Annotated in this window: 21 protein-coding genes; 7 read left to right on the top strand and 14 right to left on the bottom strand. The window is 54.5% G+C overall.

Annotated features, from left to right (window positions below; all coding sequences use genetic code 11):
* Positions 1–21 precede the first annotated feature (21 nt).
* Positions 22–1,401 carry a (Fe-S)-binding protein gene (locus ACFQI7_RS31480; protein ID WP_218101750.1) on the bottom strand — a complete coding sequence of 460 codons (1,380 nt, stop codon included), beginning with the start codon at positions 1,399–1,401 and terminating at the stop codon, positions 22–24.
* Positions 1,388–2,878, bottom strand: coding sequence for an FAD-binding oxidoreductase (locus tag ACFQI7_RS31475; protein ID WP_218101751.1), 1,491 nt, complete (start codon positions 2,876–2,878; stop codon positions 1,388–1,390). The genes ACFQI7_RS31480 and ACFQI7_RS31475 overlap by 14 nt, the downstream gene beginning before the upstream one ends.
* A gap of 248 nt (positions 2,879–3,126) precedes the next feature.
* On the opposite strand from ACFQI7_RS31475, the gene ACFQI7_RS31470 reads away from it, so the two are divergent.
* Positions 3,127–3,807 carry a FadR/GntR family transcriptional regulator gene (locus tag ACFQI7_RS31470; protein ID WP_218101752.1) on the top strand — a complete coding sequence of 227 codons (681 nt, stop codon included), beginning with the start codon at positions 3,127–3,129 and terminating at the stop codon, positions 3,805–3,807.
* A 22-nt stretch (positions 3,808–3,829) separates the two neighbouring features.
* On the opposite strand, the gene ACFQI7_RS31465 is transcribed toward ACFQI7_RS31470, so the two are convergent.
* From ACFQI7_RS31465 to ACFQI7_RS31450, 4 genes are all read right to left on the bottom strand, one after another.
* Positions 3,830–4,138 carry a DUF2325 domain-containing protein gene (locus ACFQI7_RS31465; RefSeq protein WP_218101753.1) on the bottom strand — a complete coding sequence of 103 codons (309 nt, stop codon included), beginning with the start codon at positions 4,136–4,138 and terminating at the stop codon, positions 3,830–3,832.
* 247 nt (positions 4,139–4,385) lie between these two features.
* Positions 4,386–4,886 (bottom strand): PIG-L family deacetylase, encoded by a 501-nt coding sequence (locus ACFQI7_RS31460; RefSeq protein WP_218101754.1) that lies wholly within the window; start codon positions 4,884–4,886, stop codon positions 4,386–4,388.
* Positions 4,883–5,977, bottom strand: a complete 1,095-nt coding sequence (locus ACFQI7_RS31455) for a glycosyltransferase (RefSeq protein WP_218101755.1) — start codon at positions 5,975–5,977, stop codon at positions 4,883–4,885. The genes ACFQI7_RS31460 and ACFQI7_RS31455 overlap by 4 nt, the downstream gene beginning before the upstream one ends.
* A gap of 368 nt (positions 5,978–6,345) precedes the next feature.
* Positions 6,346–7,167 carry a phytanoyl-CoA dioxygenase family protein gene (locus ACFQI7_RS31450; protein WP_218101756.1) on the bottom strand — a complete coding sequence of 274 codons (822 nt, stop codon included), beginning with the start codon at positions 7,165–7,167 and terminating at the stop codon, positions 6,346–6,348.
* 198 nt (positions 7,168–7,365) lie between these two features.
* On the opposite strand from ACFQI7_RS31450, the gene ACFQI7_RS31445 reads away from it, so the two are divergent.
* Positions 7,366–8,211, top strand: coding sequence for a helix-turn-helix domain-containing protein (locus tag ACFQI7_RS31445; protein ID WP_218101757.1), 846 nt, complete (start codon positions 7,366–7,368; stop codon positions 8,209–8,211).
* 35 nt (positions 8,212–8,246) lie between these two features.
* Here ACFQI7_RS31445 and ACFQI7_RS31440 read toward each other — a convergent pair whose 3' ends face one another.
* The 4 genes from ACFQI7_RS31440 to ACFQI7_RS31425 form a co-directional block, all read right to left on the bottom strand.
* Positions 8,247–8,876 carry a polysaccharide deacetylase family protein gene (locus ACFQI7_RS31440; protein ID WP_218101758.1) on the bottom strand — a complete coding sequence of 210 codons (630 nt, stop codon included), beginning with the start codon at positions 8,874–8,876 and terminating at the stop codon, positions 8,247–8,249.
* Positions 8,854–9,594, bottom strand: a complete 741-nt coding sequence (locus ACFQI7_RS31435; RefSeq protein WP_268966852.1) for a glycosyltransferase — start codon at positions 9,592–9,594, stop codon at positions 8,854–8,856. Before ACFQI7_RS31435 ends, ACFQI7_RS31440 begins: the two co-directional genes overlap by 23 nt.
* A 143-nt stretch (positions 9,595–9,737) precedes the next feature.
* A complete protein-coding gene (locus ACFQI7_RS31430; RefSeq protein ID WP_218101760.1) occupies positions 9,738–9,854 on the bottom strand; it encodes a YjcZ family sporulation protein in 117 nt (38 codons plus the stop codon).
* Positions 9,855–9,968: 114 nt separating this feature from the next.
* On the bottom strand, positions 9,969–11,036 hold the full coding sequence (locus tag ACFQI7_RS31425) for a lactonase family protein (RefSeq protein WP_218101761.1): 1,068 nt from the start codon (positions 11,034–11,036) through the stop codon (positions 9,969–9,971).
* Between the two features lie 159 nt (positions 11,037–11,195).
* Here ACFQI7_RS31425 and ACFQI7_RS31420 point away from each other — a divergent pair, with 159 nt between their 5' ends.
* Positions 11,196–12,377, top strand: a complete 1,182-nt coding sequence (locus ACFQI7_RS31420; RefSeq protein ID WP_218101762.1) for a MalY/PatB family protein — start codon at positions 11,196–11,198, stop codon at positions 12,375–12,377.
* A 232-nt stretch (positions 12,378–12,609) separates the two neighbouring features.
* On the opposite strand, the gene ACFQI7_RS31415 is transcribed toward ACFQI7_RS31420, so the two are convergent.
* Entirely contained in the window at positions 12,610–13,428 is an 819-nt protein-coding gene (locus ACFQI7_RS31415) for a class I SAM-dependent methyltransferase (RefSeq protein WP_218101763.1), read from the bottom strand.
* Between the two features lie 26 nt (positions 13,429–13,454).
* Positions 13,455–14,528 carry an ATP synthase beta subunit C-terminal domain-containing protein gene (locus ACFQI7_RS31410; RefSeq protein WP_329958272.1) on the bottom strand — a complete coding sequence of 358 codons (1,074 nt, stop codon included), beginning with the start codon at positions 14,526–14,528 and terminating at the stop codon, positions 13,455–13,457.
* Positions 14,529–14,896: 368 nt separating this feature from the next.
* Here ACFQI7_RS31410 and ACFQI7_RS31405 point away from each other — a divergent pair, with 368 nt between their 5' ends.
* The 4 genes from ACFQI7_RS31405 to ACFQI7_RS31390 all read left to right on the top strand — a co-directional run bounded on the left by ACFQI7_RS31405 (position 14,897) and on the right by ACFQI7_RS31390 (position 20,781).
* Positions 14,897–16,585 carry an efflux RND transporter periplasmic adaptor subunit gene (locus ACFQI7_RS31405; RefSeq protein WP_218101764.1) on the top strand — a complete coding sequence of 563 codons (1,689 nt, stop codon included), beginning with the start codon at positions 14,897–14,899 and terminating at the stop codon, positions 16,583–16,585.
* Positions 16,586–16,771: 186 nt separating this feature from the next.
* Positions 16,772–17,494 carry an ABC transporter ATP-binding protein gene (locus ACFQI7_RS31400; protein WP_329958274.1) on the top strand — a complete coding sequence of 241 codons (723 nt, stop codon included), beginning with the start codon at positions 16,772–16,774 and terminating at the stop codon, positions 17,492–17,494.
* Positions 17,491–18,669 carry an ABC transporter permease gene (locus ACFQI7_RS31395; RefSeq protein WP_218101765.1) on the top strand — a complete coding sequence of 393 codons (1,179 nt, stop codon included), beginning with the start codon at positions 17,491–17,493 and terminating at the stop codon, positions 18,667–18,669. Before ACFQI7_RS31400 ends, ACFQI7_RS31395 begins: the two co-directional genes overlap by 4 nt.
* Before the next feature lie 30 nt (positions 18,670–18,699).
* Complete coding sequence (locus ACFQI7_RS31390) at positions 18,700–20,781, top strand: hypothetical protein (protein ID WP_218101766.1); 2,082 nt, start codon at positions 18,700–18,702, stop codon at positions 20,779–20,781.
* 158 nt (positions 20,782–20,939) lie between these two features.
* Here the strand turns inward: ACFQI7_RS31390 and ACFQI7_RS31385 are convergent, their stop codons facing one another.
* Together ACFQI7_RS31385 and ACFQI7_RS31380 are read right to left on the bottom strand one after the other, a co-directional pair.
* Positions 20,940–22,394 (bottom strand): CoA-acylating methylmalonate-semialdehyde dehydrogenase, encoded by a 1,455-nt coding sequence (locus tag ACFQI7_RS31385; protein WP_377518211.1) that lies wholly within the window; start codon positions 22,392–22,394, stop codon positions 20,940–20,942.
* A gap of 9 nt (positions 22,395–22,403) precedes the next feature.
* Positions 22,404–23,243 (bottom strand): class II fructose-bisphosphate aldolase, encoded by an 840-nt coding sequence (locus tag ACFQI7_RS31380; RefSeq protein ID WP_218101768.1) that lies wholly within the window; start codon positions 23,241–23,243, stop codon positions 22,404–22,406.
* Positions 23,244–23,295 lie beyond the last annotated feature (52 nt).

Below are 23,295 nucleotides of genomic sequence, written 5' to 3'. Positions count from 1 at the left end.
CGCGCTGTGCTGCGCTCCGAGCTACTGCTCGCCCCGCTCCTCCACCGCTTCCGCGAGGAAATCAACGAGGTGCATCGCTTCCATCGTACCGCTCTTTCCGTGCCGGTGTACGCCCCACTTCATCTGCAGCAAACAGCCGGGATTCGCGGTCAAAATGACCTGCGCCTGCGTCTTCTCCACGTGCTCCATCTTGTGATCGAGCACGTCGGCGGACATTTGCGGCTGCGTCAAGTTATAAATGCCGGCCGAGCCGCAGCAGCGATCGGCGCCTTGCAGCTCCTGCAGCTTGACGCCGGGCATCGCGCCGATCAACTGCCGCGGCGGCGAGGACACGCGCATGACGTTGCGCAAGTGGCACGAGTCCTGGTACGTCGCGGTCACCGCTCCGCCCCGGGCGTGCAGCGGCTTCAGCGGCAGCGGACGGCCTTCCGCCAGCAGCTCGGAGACGTCGCGCACGCGGGCGGCGAAGCCCGCAGCCGCGTCATCGCCGGGAAGGAGGTGGTCCGCCTCCTTCAAGCTGGCGCCGCAGCCGCCGGCATTGCTCGCGACGAAGTCGACGCGAGCCGCCCCGAAGGCTGCGATGTTCTGCCGCGCCAGCCGGCGGGCACTGCCTGCCTCACCGGCGTGCGCGTGCAGCGCGCCGCAGCATGTCTGCGAGGTCGGGATCGCGACCTCGTAGCCGGCCAGGCGGAGCAGCTTGACCGTGTTCACGTTCGTTTCCGTGAACAGCACATCCATGATGCAGCCGCGGAACAGGCCGACCCGGCCGAGGCTTTCGCCTACGGCAGGGATGACCAGCATCGGCTGCGCATCCGCTCCCGCCTGCTCCCAGCGTGCGGGCAGGCCGTGCTTTTGCCACTGGCGGATGACGCCGTCGCTTGACGCTTCCGGCAGCACCGCTTCCATCTCCCGCATATGCGACGGGAACAAGTTCATGACCCCCAGCTTGCGCGTTATTTTCCGCAGCCCGCTGACCTGATACAGCTTCAGCAAGCCTCCGAGCGCCCGCATCCGGCCGTGGTGCGGGAACAAGCCTTCCATAAACAAGCCGCGCAGCTGCTTGACCGGCCACTTGTGAACAGCCACTTCCGCGATGGACTCCCTCGTTTGTTCGATCAACTGACCGTACTTCACATCCGACGGGCATGCCGGTTCGCAAGCGCGGCAGCCGAGGCACAGATCCATCTGCGATTGGAACAGCGCATCAGGCTCCATTTTGCCGTCGTACACGGCTTTCATGAGCGCAATCCGCCCGCGCGGCGAAGCCGCCTCCAGCCCTGTTTCCTGGAACGTCGGACAGGCCGTCTGGCAAAAGCCGCAGCGCATGCAGTTCGTCAGCTGGTCGGAGTCGAGCGTCAGCTTCAGCCGTTCCGCCAGCTGTTTCGGATCAGCCGTTGCCATCGGATTCACCCGCTTTCGTTCCGGCCGCAGCCTGTTCCTGCTCCAGCTCCTGCGCCGCTGCCGCTTCAGGCGCCGTAAAGACGATCCGTTTGCGCGTCTCGGCGAACAGCTTCCCGGGATTCAGCAGTCCGTCCGGGTCAAACGCGGCTTTCAACCGCTTCATAATGTCGATGCCCGAAGCGCCGACCTTCCATTCCAAATAAGGCGCCTTCACATGGCCGACCCCGTGCTCGCCGGTAATCGTGCCTCCCATCCGGATCGCCGCATCGAAAATTTCCTCGAACGCTTTCTCCACTCGGTGAATTTCTTCCGGATCGCGGGCATCCGTCATCGCCGTCGGATGCAGGTTCCCGTCGCCTGCATGCCCGAAGGTACAAATCTGTACGTCGTATTTGCCGGCGATCCGCTGGATCTCGAGCACCATATCGGCGATTCGCGAACGCGGCACCGTCGCATCTTCAAGTATCGTCGTCGGCCGCAACCGGGACAACGCCGCCAGCGCGCTGCGCCGCGCTTCCATAACTTTCGCGCCTTCCTCCGGAGTCGCCGCCACCTTCACCTGGATCGCTCCGGCGTTCGTACAGATTTGCTCGATAAGCTGCAAATCTTTCTCTACCTGCGATTCCTCGCCATCCTGTTCGATAGCCAATATCGCCTCGGCATCGACCGGCAGCCCGATTTTCGCATAATCCTCTACGACCTTGATCGTCGCCTGATCCATGAACTCCAGCGTACACGGCGTAATCCTGTTGGCTATAATTTGCGATACCGTTCTTGCCGCAGACGGAAGATCGGCGAAAACCGCGACCATCGCCCGGCGGTATTCCGGCTTCGGCACAAGCTTCACGGTCGCTTCCGTCAGTACGGCAAGCGTCCCGCCGGAGCCGACGAGCAGTCTCGTCAAGTCGTAGCCTGCCACATCCTTCACCAGCTTGCCACCCGTTCGCAGGATGTCTCCATTCGCGAGCACCGCTTCGAGCCCGATTACGTAATCTTTGGTCGTGCCGTACTTCAACCCGCGCAAGCCGCCCGCGCCGAGCGCGATATTGCCGCCCATCGTACATATAATCATGCTGCTCGGGTCCGGCGGGTAGAACAATCCCGTCTCCTCGACAGCGGTATGAAACTGCTTCGTATTAAGTCCGGTCTGGAACGTCGCCGTCAAGTTGTCCTGATCGATCTCGATCAACCGGTTCATGCGCGTCATCACCATCACCAGGCCGCCATGCAGCGGCACGACGCCGGCGCACAGGTTGCTGCCGGCTCCGCGGGTGACGACCGGAATTTTATGCGCTGCGCATACTTTCATAATGGCCGATACTTCCTCCGTAGACGCAGGAAAAATAACGCCGTCCGGCATCGACTGATAAAGCGGCGTCGCGTCGTAGCTATAGGACACGAGCGATTCGGCGTCGTCGCGGAACCAACGCTCCCCGACGATGGCGCTCAACTGCGCCCGTACAGGCTGTGCTAACAATCCAATCCCTCCAAGCCGATTGTATACCCGGAAAGCCGCGACGAACGGAAAGGCATCCCGAATTACGGCAACGCCTTATTGTATCAGAACACAACGGCTGTCCGATCGTATCGTCTGCGATACCGAATATTAATCAGGTCATCTGATGACTTGATTATAGCATTGCCCCTCATGCATCGTCTATAATTTTCATATACCGACATGGTACAATAACCGTAACTTAGGAATGAACGATGGGAGAAGCCGTGATGATCCGCAAAGCATACGAAGTGATTGCCGACACCTTACGCGATAAAATCATACAAGGCGAATGGGCGGTAGGTTCGAGGCTGCCTTCCGTCGAGCAGCTTGCCGCGCTTCACGGCGTCGGCCGGTCTACGATCCGCGAAGCGTTAATGTCGTTAAAAGCCCACGGGTGGATCGATGTGAGGCATGGCGGGGGGACGTTCGTTTTGAAGGACAGCGACGGATTTCAGATCGAAGCGCCGGAGATCGGCAACGTGGAGCAGCTCAAACAGTGGCTCGAGCTGCGTTATATTTTGGAGACCGAGAGCGCGGCAATGGCCGCAGCGCGCAGAACGGAAGAGCAGGTGGCGGAAATGACGAATGTGATCACGGAGATGATGACGTTATCGGAGGAAGCGGCGCTGGAGGAAAGCGATATCCGTTTTCACCTCGCGCTTGCACGGGCTTCCGGCAACGAGCTGCTTACGCGGACGCTCGAGACGTTATTTTTGACCATGGGCCCAGTCATGAGGGAAAGCCGAAGACTATGGCTGTTCGCCGAACAAAGCGAGGCTGCCCGCTTGTCCGATGAGCACTCGGCGATCGTGGAAGCGGTCCGGTTCGGCAATGCCGCCGCAGCGAGAAAACGTATGGCCACGCATCTTCGCAAAGTGGAACGCGTGCTCGACAAGCTCAAGTATTGATACACTTCGGCCGCGGGATCATTCAAGGCGTTTTGAGCCACTCGCACGAATCCGCGCAAGAACAAAGCGCCTGCTTCACCGAACACCACGATCTTTTGGCGTAATAAATCGGGAGATCCTGCTCCTTGGCCTGCTGCTTGATCACTTTGGTCAGGTTGTGATTGACGTAATCGGTCAGTACCAGTACGGCGTCCACTTTCTCGGGAATGCCTTTGCGGGTCATCTGGCATTTCCGGCCGGACATATGCAATACTTCGTCAATTCCGAGACCTGCCAAATGCTCCGGGATGTTCCCCAAATGATCCGCTCCCACAATCAACAACGACGCCATATATGAATACCCTCCCTAATTGATAACGTTTCTCATTATCTAAATGATAATGGTTATCATTATCAAAGTCAATTTCTAAATGTCCTCCATTTTTAATTCCCCCCGTTTGCGTTTATCCGCATACAAAAAACAGGTTAACCGGCAACTACCGACTGACCTGTTTTATGGAGAATCCAAGAAATGTTTGCTTGTACGGAAGCCACAACTGTTCTCCATCTCGCCCGCAATGAGCATGATACCAATTCCTTTACCGTACTTGCTTAATGCTTTCATATTGAATATATTTCTTCAACCAATCAATATCCTGACTTTTATAACAGTCAAGCAGCTTTCGTTTTTTTCTTAGTATGGTTTTATCTAATTTCATATCGGAGGTATCGAATACGTAGAAATTTTTTTGAACCAATGCGTGAACAAGATTGGATATAACTTGGTGCTGCGTATGCCCATATTCACCTTCTAAGTTATGGGTGACAAGTTTTTCAATCGGTTTGCGTGCGAGAACCTCTGTTAATTGTGACGTTAACCGCGGGCGATCGAAATCACCGTCCCATTTATCTGGATACTCCCACATTTCATACTCCGCATTCACTTTCTTCATCACCTTCTCAAACTCCTTGCGCCTTACCTTGTTGTCACCGTTTGTTACACAAATGACCAACCAGCCGTTCTCTTGTATGAGCTGTGTCCCGCCAAATATCGTTTCATCATCCGGATGCGCAACAATCATAATTTTATTGTAGTTCATAAGCCTGCAACCCCGACCCTTTCCTTGTATATCTCACAGATTTTATCGGCTACCCGGGATATTTCCATCTCTTTGCTTATGCGCTTTCTCAATTCTTTACTCCAGTAATTATTTTCGTGTTTAAATCGCAACCCTTCGATAACTGCCTTTGTCATATTTTTCTCATCCAAGGGTAGGAGACGTTTATGGTCACAGAAATAATATTTTATTGCTTTTTTGAAATTGTCTGGTGTAACCAAACCAAACACTCCCTTGGTACCGACAGCGATCAGAGGGCGTTCGCAAGACATCGCTTCCAACGCAACTCGTCCGGTTCCCACAACGTAATCACTTATCGAATACAGCGCCGACATATCGATTCGGTTTCCAAGATATTGGATCTGTTTTGATCTTATGGACTCGTTAATGCTTTTATCGATTTTGTCGGCTTTCATTCCACCGCCAGCGATCAAAATATGCATATCCGGAAATTCCTTTAACACATCGATAACGCATGTCTTTAACAACAACTTGCAAATCTCATACTTCTCAAATTCCAATCGGCTGGCGTACAATAGCACCTTAGCTTCCATGGGGATGTTTAAACGTTCTCTGAGGTTTGATTTTTTCGCGCTAAATTCCTCCATATCGATTCCATTTGGAAGAAGCAGCGATTTGATTCCATGCTTTTGCAGCCATTTCCGAACCGGCAAACTAACACTAATCAAGGTAGGTTTATTTAACGGACGATTGATTAGCCTGCGCAATACCGAAGGGTCGTAGTATGTTCCGTGAATCGTGTACACCATATGAATATTATTTTTCTTGGAAATTTGCGCGGCATAGTTGCCACTGCTCTCCAAATGGGCATGGATTACATTAATTTTATGGATTCGAACCCAATCCTCGAATTTTTTCCTGCTATTTCCAAAGTTGTAGATCGTGCAGGAAAGTTTTCTGAATTCGGCTTCCAGAGGCCCCGGCTTCCCCGCTACAAAAACGGTCACACCTCGACTTAACAGTACTTTTGCAAGGGATAGGACATGAGTCTCTGTTCCTCCAATATCAAAAGCGTCAAGCATCATAAGCACCCTTATATCTTGCTCCTCCAAATCCCCATCCCCCTTACTTTCTAAGAGTTATGTGTTTGCCACAGTTATAAATGATGAAAATGGAGGCTTTAATGAAACGGCCTGTATCTATATGCCGGAAAATATACATATGCCGTCATAGCTGTACTTTAAGATAATTCCACTTACAACTATAGTGGTTTATCCTCTTTCGCTGCTTTCCGTATGTTTCGAATGGATTGCAACAATCCTTCACGTATTCACCTATAATAATTGTACTCACCGTTATTCGTTCGGCGTTTACTTCGTATGCTCGTCGTTGCAGCTGCGGTTCTTTCAGTTCGTAATGAGCTATTATAAGAAAACCTTGCATAGGAAAGTATATCCGCCGCAATTAAAAAAAGGAAGCGTCAATGCGCTTCCTTCGCCTCGTATTCCGTGCCGCACGGCCCGCCGTCCATATTATTATCGATGCCCTGTACCTCTGTACCGTCATAATGGTACATCGGCTTATAATGCTTGCCGATCTTCGTCGCCGAAGAATTGGCGTAGTGGCAAATGAACGCCCGGCGGAAACGGTCGGCCGATGTGTTCGGATATGATCCGTGAATGACGCTGCCGTTGAAGAAAAGCACATCTCCCGCTTCCAACCTGACCGGCACAGGCTCATAGCCTTCCGGCACATCGACTTCTTCTCTCGTGAACGATACGGCCGGGTCCGCCCGATGCGGGCACAAAATATCAAGTCGGTTCGACTCCGGCACGACGAACAGCCCGCCGTTCTCTTCATCGGCCGTATCGACCGCGGTCCAGGCAGCGATGCACGTACCAGGCTCCACCTTCAAGTAGAAATTGTCCTGGTGCAGCGCCTGCCCTTTCGCCCCCGGCGGCTTGAAATAAAACATGCTCTGCGCAGCGAGCGGCTCTTCTCCGTAAAGGTCGGCGAGTACATTCATGACCTTCGGGTGAAGCATATACCCCATCGCCGTCTCGTTATAGCGGTGAGGATGCATCATGCGCGGATACTGCTTCAGTATATCTCCCCCCGCTTCTTCCGCAGAAACGGGATGAAAGTAGCCCGGTATCGGCCCGGCTGCATGCAAATCCATGAACAGCTCCTTCAACTCGCTTACTTCCTCTTGGAACAAACCCTGCACCACTAAAAAACCTTCTTCACGAAACTGCTGCTTTTGTGTTTCGGACAATACGCCACCAAGCGCCTGTAAAGTCATCGCTACCCCTCCTGTATTTTAGGGTGAACCTCGAATATTTCTTGATTGTATTATAAAATGAACTTGCGGATACTGGAATGAATAGAGCAGCTGAATACCTTAACAATCCTGCTACAGATGAGTGTCCGAAGCTCTCTGTTATGAATAACTATATCCATATGCTGCAATCGTGAGCGTATGGCAAGGGGGAATGAACACGTGGCTGAACACCACAACGATCCTGTAAAAGAAACAAAAGCTCCGCCTCCGGGCATACTGGTGGCCGGGCATTTTCGCGAAACCTACGGCTATGCGACCATGCGTTCCAAAGGGACGCGCGATTGGCTTATGACATTTACGATCGCCGGGCAGGGCGAATACCGGTCGGACGGCCGCAGTGTAAGCTGCTGCGAGGGGGATGTCATCCTGCTGCCGCCTGGCGTGCCTCACCATTACTACACGCCGGAAGGGCATGATTGGGACTTTTATTGGGCGCACTTCGTACCCGAACCGCGCTGGTCCGAGCTGCTGCAGCCAGCCATGTCTGGCGGAGGCCTTATTCGGCTGAAGTTCGAGCACAAGACGACATTCGAGCGGATCGTCACCGCCTTCGAGCGACTGCTCAAGTACAGTCTCGAGGATGGAACGGATTACTACCAGCGTCTGCTGTCACTGAACGCGATGGAGGAAATCGTCGTGCTGCTGGCCAAAAACACGCAAAAACGCGGGCACCTGGACCCGCGTATTGAGGAAACGCTGAACTATATTAGCTCCCATCTGAAGGAGCAGCATACGATCGAATCGCTTGCGCACCGGGTACTTTTGTCTCCCTCGCGCCTGTCGCATTTGTTCCGCGAACAGACCGGCGATTCGGTGATGGATACGCTCATCAAGCTTCGCTTGCGCCATGCGGCGCGGCTTCTGGAGCACACATCGCTGCGCATCTCGGAAGTAGCGGAAGAAGTCGGCTTTCACAGCCCGTTTTACTTCACCAAGCAGTTTACCGCTTGCTTCGGGCAAAATCCGAGCCAGTTTCGCGCCGCCACAAACCATGCGGGGGACTAATCCCCTTCTGCTTGCCGTCTTGTTCCCGCGGTCGCTTAGGCATCCTCATGGGAATTCGGTGAATGGAACAGCTCGGTGACACTTACGCATTCATATTGTTTCTTGTTTAACTTGCCCAGCAGCTTTTCCATTGCTTCTATCGTTTGGCGCCGATCACCGCCGGAATCGTGCATGAGCACAATGGCGCCTTTATTTAGTTTGGACATGACTGTGCCAACAATAGGTTTGACGCCGGGTCTTTTGTAATCGTGCGTGTCTATAGAAGCCATGATCGTCAAATATCCAAATTTTTGTGCAGCCTTCACCACCTGACGATTACAGGACAAGTACGGCGGGCGGAATAAGCGGGGCTTTGTTTCCGTAATATTTTGAATGATGAGCTCGGTTTTCAGCAGCTCCTCGTGCATTGGCCCGGCATCCAATTTCGACAAATCCGGGTGGCTGTACGTATGATTGCCCAAATCATGCCCTTCCTCAACGATCCGTCGCGCCAGGCTCGGATAGCTTTCCAGCTGTCGTCCTACGGCAAAAAACGTCGCTTTCGCCCCTGCCGCTTTAAGCAAATCTAGAAGAAACGGCGTATGCTTCGGGTCGGGTCCGTCGTCAAAAGTTAACGCAATCTTTTTGTCCGATGTGCGATGCTTATATATGAGGTTGCCCGTCATGTGCCACCTCATCGACTTTCTTTTTCTTATTTTCGAGAAACCGTTTGTAATCGTTGGTTATGCATATGAGCTTTGATTTCCTCTTCAAATGGTCGTTCGCTACATTCCAGGTGTGATAAGATTCAGGTCTGCGCAGGCATACGTAATTCTTTTTGTCCGTGGCGTAAACCTTGTAGTGTTTTTCCAAGCATTTGGCTATAAAGAAGGAATCTTCCCCTCTGTTCAAATCGGGGAACTTCACTTTCTCGGCGACCTTCTTCCTGAACAGCAGCGTTGAGCCCTTAACCCCTCCGCTTTTGGTCAAAAATTTGTTGACTACCCTGTAATGCAAATGCACGGCAAGCATCTTTTCCTGCATAAAATACATATAGACCGTTCGCTTACAGACCACGTCCGCATCCATCATATTCATCGCTTTCATTTGCTGCGAAAGATACCCGGGCATGTAGAAATCATCGTCGTCTATTTTGGCGATCGTATCGTATTTGCTCCGATGAATCCCGTAATTCAAACATTCCCCCAAGGTTTTCGTGCCCGGCTGCTTGTATACCGTGACATCTTGGTATTTTTTGGCCCTCTCCCGCCATTTATGCAAGTCCATATCGTCTCGATTCAAAATAATAATCAATTCTTTCGGGCCATAATCTTGATTCTCGTAATTTTGAAAAACATTATCCATAAACTCTTCCCTCATAGTGCAGCATATGACGGAGATCATACTATCCCCCCCTTATCGAGGTGAAGTCGCAGTCTTGGACGGTCCTTCGCAATAAGTTGCCACCTCAAAACTAAATTGCAGCCCGGCACCCGATAGAGACAAGCTGCAATTCTCATTCCGTCCGCTTCCGTAAAAGGCGGAACTTACACTCCGAAAAATCCGAAGCTAGCCACAATGATGAGCAAAATGAACAACACCAAAATGGCGCCTGCCGCTACAAACCCGCCGAAACAACTAAGCGAACCGCCAAAGAAACCCATCCGAATCACTCCTTATACTGAAATAAGCAGCGGTCCCGTCCCTCCGCTCCCATTCAGTATATGTAAGCCGCCTTTGCCGGTATGGATAGCTGTCATGCGGCTCGGAAAATTACGTTAACGCGCGGCGATGAAGACACACACCGGCTTCTTGATGCCGGTTTCCCGCGCAGCCTCCGCCAATCTTCCCGTACCGGAATCGATGGCGAACGTAACGATCGTGTCGGAGTCCTGATTCGCGGCGATCAAATAAGAGCCATCCGGCGTAACCGCAAAATTGCGCGGCGTCCGTCCTCCGGTGGACACATGCTCTATAGCCGTCAGACGAACGCGGTCTTCCGCAATCCTGAATACGGCGATGCTGTCATGTCCGCGGTTGGAGGCGTACAAGTAACGCCCGCAAGGCGATACTTTAATTTCGGCGCAGCCGTTCCATCCTTTATAATCGGCCGGAAGCGTCGAGTAGGTCCCCTGCTCATTCAATTCGCCGTCCGCCGCATCATATGCATACGAAGTAACGGTCGAGTCGAGCTCGTGAATGACATACAGCGCGTCTCCGTTCGGATGAAACGCAAGATGCCTCGGGCCGGAGCCGGGCCGCGCCGCCACTTCGCGATGGAGGACCAGCTTCCGCTCGCACCGGTCCAACCGGTACACCATGATCCGATCCGTCCCCAGATCAGGGACCAATATATATTGCCCGGACGGGTCCGGAAATACGGAGTGCGGATGCGGTCCCTCCTGCCGCTGCGGGTTGACGCTGCCTCCCTCATGTTTGGCTTCGCAAGCGAGCGGACCGATGCCGCCGCCCGCTTCAATCGGATACAGCACGACATTGCCGCCGTTATAGTTGGCTGCGGCCAGCAGACTCCCCTCCCCGCACAGCCGCAGATGGCAGGGCGCGCTTCCAAGCGTAGGCTGCTCGTCCATGATCCGCAGTCCTCCGCCGCTTGGCTCAATCGCGATGCTGTACACCTTCCCTTGCTCGGTCTCGCTGACTGCATACAACCTTGTCTCCGCCGGATTTACCTCGAGAAAAGAAGGATTGGCAATCCCCGCGAGCTCCTGTTTCAGCGTGAGCATACCGGTTTCCCGTTGAAATGCAAACTGATAAATGCCCGCGGATGTTTCCGGGGCGTAACATCCGATATATACATGGTAATCGTCCGACTTTTGCTGCAGCACAGGCTCAACTCCTTTTTATCGATGAATCTTATGTCTGTTTCCAGTATACCCCTTTGCGGCGATTACACAATTGCAGCGAAGGGAGTAACGATTGCCCTGCAAAACATGGTACAATACTTAGATAGGTTGGAAACCGCTATGTAAAATGAGGTGAGCTGCTTGAAGTTTAATTTTGACCGCATCATTGACCGCCGTAACACCCATTCGTATAAATGGGACCAATCCGGGAAATTGTTCGGCAGCGAAGATATTATGCCGCTGTGGGTGGCCGACATGGATTTCGAAAGCCCTCCCGCCGTGAAGGAAGCGCTCGTCCGTCGTGCCGAGCTGGGGATTTACGGGTACAGCATCAAAAGCAACACCTATGTGGAAGCCATCGTCCGCTGGTTCGAGCGGCGCCATCACTGGACGCTTCGGCCGGAATGGACCACGGATTCCCCCGGGATCGTCACTTCGTTAAGCCTTGCCGTAGAGCTGTACAGCGAGCCGGGAAGCCAAGTGATTTTGCAATCGCCGGTCTATTATCCGTTCTACGACGTCATTCGCATGAACGGCCGGGAAGTAGCGAAAAATCCGCTCATTTTGCGTGATGGCAGGTACGAAATGGATTACGCGCACCTGGAAGAGCTGATGCGGGGAGGCGCGAAGCTTCTGCTGCTTTGCAGCCCGCACAACCCGGGCGGACGCATCTGGGACCGCGAAGAGCTGCTGCGTCTCGGGGAGCTGTGCCTTCGTCACGGCGTCACGGTCATTTCCGACGAAATTCACTGTGACCTGGCGCTCCCCGGGCATACGCACGTGCCGTTTGCCTCGTTGTCCGAGGAACTGGCGAATATTACGCTTACTTGCCTGGCGCCGACCAAGACATTCAATTTGCCGGGCATTCAATCGTCCTTCATCGTAGCGTCGAATCCGGACATCAAGCGAAAGTTCGATATGCGCATGAAGACGCTCAGCCTCCATATGACAAACTTTTTCGTGCCGGATGCGGTACAAGCCGCCTATAACGAAGGCGACGAGTGGCTGGACGAGCTGCTGCAATATATCGACGGCAACGTTGAATATGCGATCCGCTATTTATCCGAGCATTTGCCGCAGATCGAAGTGATGCGTCCCGACGGCACGTACTTGCTGTGGCTCGACTGCCGCGGCCTCCGTCTCGACGTGAAGGGGTTGAAGAAGCTGATGTTCGAGGAAGCGAGAGTCGCCTTCAGCGAAGGCTCCGTTTTCGGAACGGAAGCGGAAGGCTACTTGCGGATCAACCTCGCTTGCCCACGTTCGCTGCTTCAGGAAGCATTGGAGCGTTTTTGCACGGCTGCCGCCGCTTATGCGGTGAAGTAGCGGTTATTATCATAACTTCGGTATTGCATCTAGCCGCCGAGCATGCGGTCAGCACGACATTGATCCCGTTCGCGCAATAACCGGAAAGCGGTTGGATTATCGCGCTAACACAAAAGGTGTCCTGCCAAGTCGACGGACTTGGTCAGGACACCTTATTTGTGCAGCCGGCATGGCATGGTAAGGGATAGCCCGGGTTCAAGTTCCCATTCTCCGTCCTCTTTAAGCCGGTATCCTATGCTGGCGCCCTGCCGGTCACGATATAATACAGATTCGTCACCTTCAGCCCTCTGGAAGTTACATGCTTATGAAAAATTTCTTCAATATCTTTCAGTCGTTCCCTCCAAACCTGTTCTCGTAAACGACGGCTTTGACCAAAATATTTTTTGATCAACACATCGACCGGTCTTGAAAGATATTCCGTTTCTTCGATGATCCGGATTTCGATGTCGGACAAGCCGCTTCCGGGAAGCTCGAGATGATTCGCGATGTGCTGGAGCGATCGGTTTGTATCGAATGCCGGCACCGGTGTGTACAAGTCGGGAAACAGCGCGCGCAGGCCGCCGTCCGTTCCGCCGTGCATCAAATGCAGCACCGTCCCGCCCGGCTTGATCACTCTTCTGCCTTCCCGGTTGTTTTCCCGAAACAGCCATGGTCCCTTTTTCGAGCAGACGACGTCAAAATAATCGTCTTCGAACGGCAGCCCTTCATTCGCATTCACAGCAATGAAGCGATACGACTGCTGCGGTTTCCGGCGATTGGCCGTGGCGATAAACGCGTCTACGATATCAATCCCTACCGCTTCCTTCGCTTTGATCGCCCAACGGTGAAGGAAGTCTCCGTGGCCGCAGCCGACATCGAGCAGCCGGGAGTTCTCCCCAATACTCGCCGCCAATAACTGCCCGAACGTATCTTCTGCTCTGGGCTCTTCAAACTCCGACTTCCACGGATAAGCGTATTCTCCATACTCCCCGGCAAGCTGCTCATACCATGCCCTGCTGTGGGGATCGATCCAGTCCGGATGCTGCATTGGATTTGAAAACGATCGGGTCACCGGCTACCGCTCCTTTGCCTGTCGATTTATTGTTCCCCCGGCACTTCATGTATCGCTAATCGTCCTGTAAAATACAGCTTCTTAACCTCCGTATGATCGGACGCGCCGTCCAAAATGCGCCGAACGTCATCGAGTGTATCCTGCAGCGACACCCACTCCCCCTGCTTGTTCGTAAAAACTTCCGTGGCATAGAACGGCTGCGAAAGATAAGCTTCGAGCCGCTCTCCCCGCTGATAAGCGACTGCATCCGATTCCGTTAACACCCCGAACCCTTTGGCGCCGACAACCGCCCGCAGTTCCCGGTAACGCCGAAGCAATTTGCGCGCCCGCTGCTGAAGCGTCAAATGCGCCGCTTCCAACAAAGCGCCTTCCAGCATCGTAGAGATGGAAAATACCGGATCGACGGCCGGAAACAGTCCTCGAGCGGATAAATCCACATCGAATCTTAAAAACGTATCCAACGGCCCGTAAGGCACTTCTTCATCAATCGCTTCAAACAGGATGTCGACGAGCGCCGTCGTCACCGGCCTTATTCCCGCTTCCTCCAGACGTTCCCGCAAAGCGAATAACTCTCCGGAAAGGACTACCGTTCGATCGGCGCACAGGAACACATCCCGTTCGTTGCGAACGGAGGCGATATGCTCGGCTACCTCCCCTAGCTCCGCAAACGCAGCATCAGCCGCTTTCTCCACATTGCCGATACCGTTGGCCTCCCCTTCCGGCTTCCAAAAGACCGTCTCATACCCGCGTCGCTTCATTCGGCGGCAAAGCTCGGCCAGCATTACCAGTTGGCCGCTTCCGCGGCGCCCCGCAAGGCCGATCGTGCCTCCTCTAACGATGGGCGCGAACATATCGAGCACTTTTATGCCGGTTTCGATCATCGCCGTACCCCCGCCGCGAATAATGAGTTCATCGAGACTGCATCCCGCTAGATTTGCTAGAATCACTAACGTTTTTACCTCGGCATTCCCTACCGGCGTCTTGCCCGTGCATAGATTCGATACGGTCGCCGGGCGTAATCCGGCTGCGCGTGCAGCTGTAGTAAGATTCGGAACACGTCGGCGGAGCAGCGAAACGTTAAGCTGCAGGTCATCCATCATTTCCACAACACCTCCATTACTTTGTAATGTAATTCATATTACGTTACAGCGCAATCATTATTTTCCAAAATGTTGAAATCGGATGCGTGGCGAATATTCAATCCGATAAATTCCTCGCACACTTGCCGCCTCGCCTGTCAATCTTTTTCCTGAACAAGGCGGCCGCGGCAGGGCCTACCTCCTTCCTACTTCTTCGATTCCATAAAAAATATGACATAAACTTTATTATTTCTGTCATATTTTTATGGTAATATATTGTAAAATCTATACGCGATAGCGCTGAAACGAGACGATTCCTTGATTGTTGCGTTAAAAAGTAAGCGCATACATTTTGAATTAGTTGGCTAATACCTTCAGGAGGAATTGGAATGAACTCAGCCGCCAAAAAGAAGACCGCAATAGCCCTGCTTGCGTTAGCCATCGCCGGTGGTTCGTTGTATGCGTATGTTTCGCGTACACAAAATTCAGGCAAGCCGACCGAGCAGGAGATGACCGCGGAGGTCAGGCGTGGAGACATCCGGTTTACCATATCCGGAACGTCGCAGCTCGAGCCGAAGGATATGCAGACGATCATCGCGCCCTCGGACGGGACCATCAAATCGATCCGGCTGAGCCGCATCAAAAATGTAAAGCAAGGAGAATTGCTGTTCGAAGTATCCAGCCCTACGCTCGATACCAACTACCAGAAGGCCCAGGTGACGTTGAACCAGCTCAATAAAGAATTGAACGATTTGAAGCAGCAGATGAATTCGCTGCAGACGAAAGCGCCGATCGGCGGCAAGCTGGTATATGCGAACAATATTGACGTCGGGACGACCGTCACCAAAACGACCAAGCTCGCGACGATCTCCGATTTGAATACGCTCACCGTCAATGTGCCGTTTCCGCTCGAAGACGCCGTTCAGTTTACAATCGGCGATTCGATCGATTTGTTTTTGGACGGGTTCATGCTGACCAAGACCGGTCGCATCCAAAGCATCGGCCGTCAGCCGAAAGCCGACGCCAAAGGAGGCAAAATTATTGATGTCGAGGTGTCCGTGCCGAACGACAGTACGATGGACGCGGGCATGAAAGCGAAAGGCGAAGTTCGAATCGGAGAGCGCATCGTCAAATCGACCGATCTGGCAACATTGCAGTACAGTTCGGTGGTTACCGTACTTGCGAACGTAGCCGGGAGCATCGGAACGTTTCCTTTCAAATCAGGAATGATTGTTCAAAGCGGAGACATCCTTAGCACCATCGTTAACGATACGATCGGCGACGACGTGGCGAATAAGCAGACGGCCGTCGATCAGCAGCGCATCGCGGTGTCCGATCTGAAGGAAAAAGTGGATGCGCTCAAGGTAAAGGCTCCGTTCGACGGCGTATTTTCCACCGATTTCGTCAACAAGAAGACGAACATACTGAACAGCGTGACCGTCGGATCGAAAGTAACGACCAACACACAATTCGGCGGTGTCGCCAGTCTGGACAACATGCAGCTGCCGATTCAAGTCGACGAGCTCGATTTACCGAGCGTAAAGGCGGGACTCAAGGCGGATGTGCGGGTCGACTCGATGCCGGACCGGGTGTTTCAGGCCGAGGTGAATCAGGTTTCGTCCGTAGGTAATACCGTGAATGGAGTTACGTTCTTTGATGTTGCGCTTGCCGTGAAAAATACGCGTGATTTGAAGTACGGCATGACCGCCACCGGCGAAATCCTCGTAAAGGAAAAGAAAAATGCGCTGCTGCTGCCGATCGAGGCGATTCAGCAAAAGCAGGGCAAACGGTACGTGACGCTGGTGCAGCAGGACGGCACCGTGAACCCGATGCACGAGGTGAAGATTGGCATCCGTAGCAAAACCGATGTGGAAATCGCGGAAGGGCTGAACGAAAGCGATCGCGTCATCATTCCAACGATACAGAAGCTTGCCGAAGGCACCCCTCAGGAAAATGCCCGACTTCGCCAGCAGTTCCAGCCTACCGATACGCCGCCTGCAGCCACTGGAGGTGCTGGAGGCGGCGCCGGTGGAGCAAACGCCGGGGCGAAAGCGCCGTCGACAGCTAATAAAAAATAATTTCCGGTCGAAGCGTTTTCGAGGAAAATGCATTCGAGTTTGAAGCAAAGCATTGTTGGGAGGCAGAACGTGTTTCTCCCGAATTTATCAATATTTATCGCGTTATTAATTTATCACGCTATTGATTTATAGCATTAAATGAATTCGCTTTCTTTACTCTGACGAGCAGCAGGGACGGTGACGAACATGAATATCATCGAGCTATCCGGCATTACAAAGGTATACTATCGGGGCGCGGAGCCGCTGACCATTTTAAAGAGCATTACCATGAACGTGGAAACGGGCGATTTTGTCGCAATCATCGGACCGAGCGGATCGGGCAAGTCGACGCTAATGAATACGATCGGGCTGCTCGATATTCCCTCCTCCGGTTCCTACACATTGGACGGCGTCCAGACGGAGAAAATGTCAGACAATCAGCTCGCCGAAATGAGAAATCGGAAAATCGGCTTTATTTTCCAACAGTTTAATTTGCTGCCGCGCCTGACCGCAGCCGAGAACGTCGAGCTGCCGATGATTTACGCCGGCATGCCGAAACGAGAGCGGCGCGAGCGAGCGAGCCGGATGCTGGCTAAGCTCGGCATGGGCGAACGGGGGCATCACAAGCCGAGCGAGCTGTCCGGCGGACAACAGCAGCGTGTGGCGATCGCACGGGCGCTGGCTATCGGGCCGTCGCTGCTTCTCGCCGACGAGCCGACCGGCGCGCTTGATTCCCGCACTGGCCAGGAGGTGCTTGAGCTGATGATCGAGCTGAACGAAGGCGGCAATACGATCGTGCTGATTACCCACGACCGCCATATCGCCACGCATGCGAAACGGGTCGTCACGCTCAGGGACGGCGAGATCGTCGATGATGAACGGCTTGCCTCGCTCTCTGCCGCCGGCTTGCCGAGGGAGGCGACTTCATGAGGCTGCTCGAACTGATCGCGATGGCGCTCAAAACGGTGACGGCCAACCCGATGCGCACGATGCTGACGATGCTCGGCGTCATTATCGGCGTCAGCTCGGTAGTGACGCTAGTCTCCATCGGCCGAGGCACCTCCGAGGAGATTGCGAAGCAGTACGAGAATTTGGGAACGAATCTGCTCGTCGTGAACGTCACCGGCACCGGCCGGGCCACCCAGCTCGATTACGATGAATTGATGAAGTTCGAAACATTGCCCGAATTCGATACGATCGCGCCAACGATGGTCAAGACGAACGCCAACGTCAAATATGACCGCAAGCAGGAGAAGTTTCAGATCATCGGCACGAACGACCGCTACCAGTCGATTATGAAAGCAAAGCTGGCCGAAGGGCGGTTCCTATCTCATACCGACCACGATTTTCGCAATAATGTGGCTGTGCTCGGCAGCGAGGTCGCAAGAACGCTGTTCGGCTATTTGGATCCGACGGGAGAGGATATCAACATCGACGGGGTCGTCTTTACCGTCATCGGCACGCTCCAGCCGAAAGGCTCCAATATTAGCGGCAGCTCCATCGACACGGCGATTCTGGTTCCGCTCGAATCGGCAAGACGGCAATACAAACTGGGGCAAATCCGGACGACCTACATCGAAGCGCCGACAAGAGAGGCTATTTACCGTGCGCAGGAAACGATGCGGCAATATTTGACCTTTACTTTCAAATCGGACGAGGGCTTCAAATTGATTAACCAGGACGAGCTGTTGAAGGCCGGAATGGCCGCCACCAACACCTTGACCAACCAGCTCGTCAGCGTAGCGTGCATCTCCCTTCTCGTCGGGGGGATCGGCATTATGAATATCATGCTCGTCACGGTCAGCGAGCGGACAAGGGAAATCGGCATCCGCAAGTCGATCGGGGCGAAGCGGATCAATATTTTGCTGCAATTTTTGGTCGAATCAACCGTCATCAGCGGTCTGGGCGGACTGATTGGGCTCACGGCCGGCATCGCCATTTCGCTGCTGCTGCCTTATTTTAACTCTCAGCAGGCGACCCGGATCTCGCTCGATATTAGCTTGTACGCCTTTATGTTTTCGGTGCTGGTCGGTGTCATTTTCGGTTTATATCCGGCGGACAAAGCATCGAAGCTGCGTCCGATCGACGCGCTGCGGTTTGATTGATTGTATGCACGGATGGAGGAGAAACGCTCAATGGATATCAACAACAAGGATCGCTTCAAACGATGGGTGCGACTGGCGGCACTATTCACTTTTTTATGCGGCTTCTACGGCGCACCCGGCGTTGCACGCGCCGAATCGACCGCCGTATCCATCGCACCGGATGTCGTTTATACGCTGGAAGAGGCGGCGCTGTCGCCCGGCACGGAGAGCCAGACGCTCCGTTTCCGTTTGCAGCTGACGAACGAAGGAAGCAAGCCGGTCGATTTGAACGAGTACGGCGTCATGGTGAAAGATGCCGGCGGGCAAACGTATTCCGCCGGCCTGACGGAAAAGAAAAACGCGCGCGTTTTTCCGGGAAAATCCGAGGACTTCGCTTACTTGGCCGAACTTCCGGTATGGCTGGAAGCCGCCCAACTGAACGTTATGCTCTTCGCTTGGGATTACTCACAGCCGACCTTTATGAAGGAGATCGGGGCACTGCCGGTGGCGGCGGCCGTATCGGAAGGCGGATCGAAACGGCAGAAGGTGTATATCGAGGTGGATGAAATCGACAACACACTGCCGGACGATGCGATGGCCTCCTTTGAAGTAGCTCGCAGCATGCGAATCGCCAAGGACGGCGGATGGACGCTGTACATTGATCTTCTAGTAGAAAATCTCGGGCTGTCCTCGTACAAGCTGCCGACGACGCTGCAATACATACTGAAGGATTCGAACCGGCTCATTTATTTGGCCGCGCCGGTCTCCGGCGGCGACGCGACGCTGCTTCCGAGAGAACAGACGATCATAACGCTGTCTGCCGCAATCCCGGGAGATAAAAACGCAAATGAGCTGAAGCTCCACTTCAGCAAAAAAAATGCGGCGGATACGATTGACTACGGCTCCGTCGCGCTGCGGGGTTCCGCCGTGCTGCAATCGCCCGGAACGTCGGTGCCGGTGCAAGCATCCGGCAACCGGGGGCTCGAGCTGCGCATCGTGCAGGCATCGGCCGTCAAAACCCCGGAAGGCAGCAAGCTCACCGCGCGAGCCGAGCTCAGCAACACCGGTCCCATGCTGGAGGCGGTCCCAGGACTGACCTCCCAATACCAGTTCGCAGGCTCCGGTATTTCCGCCGCCGCTGTCGATAACGGTGTCCATCCTTCGTTTTTGGCGCCTGGGGAAACGACGGTTTACCGATTTTCGGCGATCCTTCCCGAAACATGGGGCGAGAACCGGATCGAGATGACCATCTTCAATAAGAAGCCGGCCGGATCGGGTACGATATCAATACCGGCCGCCCTGTTCGAGCTCAAACCGGAGCATATCGCCAACGGGGAGCCGCTTCCGGCGGGGATCTCGTATCGTCTTGGAGACCCGGTGAACCTTGAGCCCAACAACCTGCTGGATGAGCGGATCGAGCTCAGTTTGCAGTCCTTGTACACGCATACGAACGAGGATTCCGGATACCGAACCGCGATCGCCAAATGGAAGGTGACGAACCGAGGAGACACGATGCTGACGCTTCCGTTATTTCAAACGGAGCTGATCGGCCCGGCCGGCAAAGTATATGCCGGAACCCGGCAGAACGGGACGCCTGCTTCCCTGTTGTCGAACACGTCCTATGTGGTCAGCTATTCGTATATGATCCCGCTTTCGGAAACGGGCGACAGCTTCGTCCTTCATGCCGTGGACGATAAAACATCTCCATCCAACCGGCTGACGCTCGCTGCGGTCCGCGTGCAGCCGCAAAAGGAGAAGCAAACGAATATCGTTTCGCTCTATCCGTATCAAATCGAATTTCAGGAACACCACTATTTATGGACGTACGACAAATCGGATAACGAGTTCGGCTTTAAAATGAGGCTGCTGCTGAATATCTCCAAGCAGGAGCAAGTGGTGGTCGATGCCGGCTTCTCCAAACTGCAGCTCGAACTGACCGACGCTTCGAACCGGGTCGTCGCTACGCAAACCGTTCCTTTCGTCGGCGTGAACAAGCTTGTCAGCGGCGTTCAAACGATCAACTTCAGCAACCTGAAAACGGACCAGATCGAGAGCAGAATGACGGTAAAAGTGTACGAGGTCATCGATACACCGAACGGTCAGGCGAAGCGGCTCATCCAGGAATTGAAGTAGTTACCTATACCGGTAACCACTTCGCTTTGAAGCAAAACAAAACGGCCTCCCCGTCGGGTTCGGGATGGCCGTTTTTTGGTTGCAATCATTCGAATACAGCGATAGCTGCCGAATTTATCAGGCCGCCCCGGACTCCATCGTTCGAGATCCAGGCAAGCTTAGTACCGGGCAACCATCATTTTTTTCCGCGTATAAAACTCTACGCCGTCCCTGCCGTTCGCGTGCAAATCGCCGTAGAACGACTTTTTGTAGCCGGAGAACGGGAAGAAGGCCATCGGCGCGGGAACACCGACATTGATGCCAAGCATTCCGGCGTCGATATGCTCACGGTAATGGCGGATCGCTTTGGCGCTGTCGGTATACAGGCAGCCGCCGTTGGCGAACTCCGAGCGGTTCGCTACCTCGATGGCTTCATCGAGCGTTGCCACCCGGACAACGGACAGCACCGGCGCGAAAATTTCATCCGTCCAAATTTTCATGCCCGGCTGCACCTGGTCGAACAGCGTGGGGCCGACGAAGTATCCGCTGCCTCCGGCCGCTTCAACGGTTCGGCCGTCCAGTATCAGCTTCGCGCCTTCCTGTACGCCGGCTTCGATATATTGTAGCGTGCGCGCTTTGTGCGAATCGCGAATGACCGGCCCCAGAAACACGCCTTCCTCTAGCCCGTTGCCGATGGCAATCGACCGCGCCGCCTCGGCCAGACGTTCCACCAGCTTGTCGGCAATGCCTCCGACGGCGACGACGACGGACGTCGCCATGCAGCGTTCTCCGGCCGAACCGTAAGCGGCGTTAATGATCTCCTTGACCGCCAGATCGAGGTTCGCATCCGGCATGACGATGGAGTGGTTTTTGGCGCCGGCGAGAGCCTGTACCCGTTTGCCGTTCGCGGCCGCCGTCTTGTACACGTATTCCGCCACCGGCTGCGAACCGACAAACGAAATCGCGCTGACGTCGGCATGCTCAAGCAGGCCGTTCACGACATCATGCGCCCCATGCACGATATTAAGCACTCCGGCCGGCAAGCCCGCTTCCGCGAACAGCTCGGCCATGCGGCAAGCCAAAATCGGCGTCCGCTCCGAAGGCTTCAGCACGAACGTATTGCCGCAGGCAATCGCGAGCGGGAACATCCAGCACGGCACCATCATCGGGAAGTTGAACGGCGTGATGCCGCCGACGACGCCGAGCGGATAGCGGTACATATTGGACTCAAGCCCCGTCGCGATGTCCGGCAGCGTACTGCCCATCATGAGCGTCGGTACGCCGGCGGCGAATTCCACGCATTCGATCCCGCGCTGCACCTCGCCGTACGCTTCGCTGAGGCTTTTGCCGTTCTCCTGCGTAACGAGCTGCGCCAATTCCTCCCAGTGCTCGACAAGCAGCTGCTGGTACTTGAACAGGATCCTCGCCCTCCGCGGAACGGCTACCTGCTTCCACTGCGCAAAAGCGGCCTTCGCCGAAGCAACGGCGCGATTCACGTCTTCTTTGGACGAAATCGGCACGTAAGCGAGCGTTTCGCCAGTCGCCGGATTCGGCACCGCATCCAGCTGTCCGGATACCGATTCCACCCATTCGCCGCCAATATAATTGCGTAACGTTTGTCGCTCGGTCATCATCATCTCTCCTCACTTTGTGTCGAAGCCCAAAAGGGCGAACTTGGCCAGAGCCGCTTCCCGCACCGCCTCCACCGGTTCCTGAAACAAGGCGATACGGTCGAATTCCTTCGGCTTTCGTTCCATTTCTTCGCGAAGCGTGCGGCCGAACGCCATACGCAGTGCCGTTCCGATGTTGATCTTCGCGACGCGGTACGTGGTAAGCCGTCGCAGTTGATCGTCCGGCACGCCGCTGGAACCGTGGATGACGAGCGGAACGCCGACGCGATCCTGAATGCGCTGCAGCAGATCGAAATCGATGCTGGCCGCCTGCGACTCCATCCGGTGCACGGTGCCGACGGATACCGCCACCGCGTCGATGCCCGTTTCCCGCACAAACACTTCCACCTCGTCCGGGTCGGACAGCATGTGCTTCATCGCAATGGACGGATCGCTGTAGCCGACCGAGCCGATCTCCGCTTCTACGGACACGCCGTGAGCATGGGCGTAATCGGCGATTTCTTTCGTGCGCCGAATATTGTCTTCCAGCGGCAGCTGGGAACCGTCGTACATGACGGAGCTGAACCCGTGTTCGATCGCTTCGATGCAGGCGGGCAAGTCTTTGCCGTGGTCCAGATGAACGCACACGGGAACCGACGCATCGCGAGCCGCCCGCAGCATGAGCGGCGCCAAATACGGCACCGGCATATGCTTCACCGCAACAAGGTTCGCTGCGAGGATAACCGGAGCGTTCATCGACTCGGCCGCCTGCACGACCGGAGCGATATCTTCATAGCCGAAAATATTGAAGGCCGGGACGGCGTATGCCGCGGATGCCGCCCGATCGGCCATTTCCTTTAACGTAACGAGCATGGTAACCCCCACTCCCTTTTCATGCGCTAAGCGTCCCTGTCATGTCATCGAG

This window comes from Paenibacillus allorhizosphaerae, from assembly GCF_042659105.1.
Taxonomy (GTDB): domain Bacteria; phylum Bacillota; class Bacilli; order Paenibacillales; family NBRC-103111; genus Paenibacillus_G; species Paenibacillus_G allorhizosphaerae.
The sequence above is the reverse complement of the archived record's forward strand: the minus strand, read 5'-3'. Positions and strand labels throughout refer to the sequence as shown.

Coding starts and splice junctions, on each gene's coding strand:
- ACFQI7_RS31385 (WP_377518211.1), bottom strand. CDS start 22,394: ATGATGACCGAGCGACAAACGTTACGCAATTATATTGGCGGCGAATGG.
- ACFQI7_RS31470 (WP_218101752.1), top strand. CDS start 3,127: ATGATCCGCAAAGCATACGAAGTGATTGCCGACACCTTACGCGATAAA.
- ACFQI7_RS31435 (WP_268966852.1), bottom strand. CDS start 9,594: ATGATCTCCGTCATATGCTGCACTATGAGGGAAGAGTTTATGGATAAT.
- ACFQI7_RS31380 (WP_218101768.1), bottom strand. CDS start 23,243: ATGCTCGTTACGTTAAAGGAAATGGCCGATCGGGCGGCATCCGCGGCA.
- ACFQI7_RS31465 (WP_218101753.1), bottom strand. CDS start 4,138: ATGGCGTCGTTGTTGATTGTGGGAGCGGATCATTTGGGGAACATCCCG.
- ACFQI7_RS31390 (WP_218101766.1), top strand. CDS start 18,700: ATGGATATCAACAACAAGGATCGCTTCAAACGATGGGTGCGACTGGCG.
- ACFQI7_RS31480 (WP_218101750.1), bottom strand. CDS start 1,401: ATGGCAACGGCTGATCCGAAACAGCTGGCGGAACGGCTGAAGCTGACG.
- ACFQI7_RS31395 (WP_218101765.1), top strand. CDS start 17,491: ATGAGGCTGCTCGAACTGATCGCGATGGCGCTCAAAACGGTGACGGCC.
- ACFQI7_RS31440 (WP_218101758.1), bottom strand. CDS start 8,876: ATGACGGGCAACCTCATATATAAGCATCGCACATCGGACAAAAAGATT.
- ACFQI7_RS31430 (WP_218101760.1), bottom strand. CDS start 9,854: ATGGGTTTCTTTGGCGGTTCGCTTAGTTGTTTCGGCGGGTTTGTAGCG.
- ACFQI7_RS31450 (WP_218101756.1), bottom strand. CDS start 7,167: ATGACTTTACAGGCGCTTGGTGGCGTATTGTCCGAAACACAAAAGCAG.
- ACFQI7_RS31400 (WP_329958274.1), top strand. CDS start 16,772: ATGAATATCATCGAGCTATCCGGCATTACAAAGGTATACTATCGGGGC.
- ACFQI7_RS31460 (WP_218101754.1), bottom strand. CDS start 4,886: ATGAACTACAATAAAATTATGATTGTTGCGCATCCGGATGATGAAACG.
- ACFQI7_RS31405 (WP_218101764.1), top strand. CDS start 14,897: ATGAACTCAGCCGCCAAAAAGAAGACCGCAATAGCCCTGCTTGCGTTA.
- ACFQI7_RS31410 (WP_329958272.1), bottom strand. CDS start 14,528: ATGATGGATGACCTGCAGCTTAACGTTTCGCTGCTCCGCCGACGTGTT.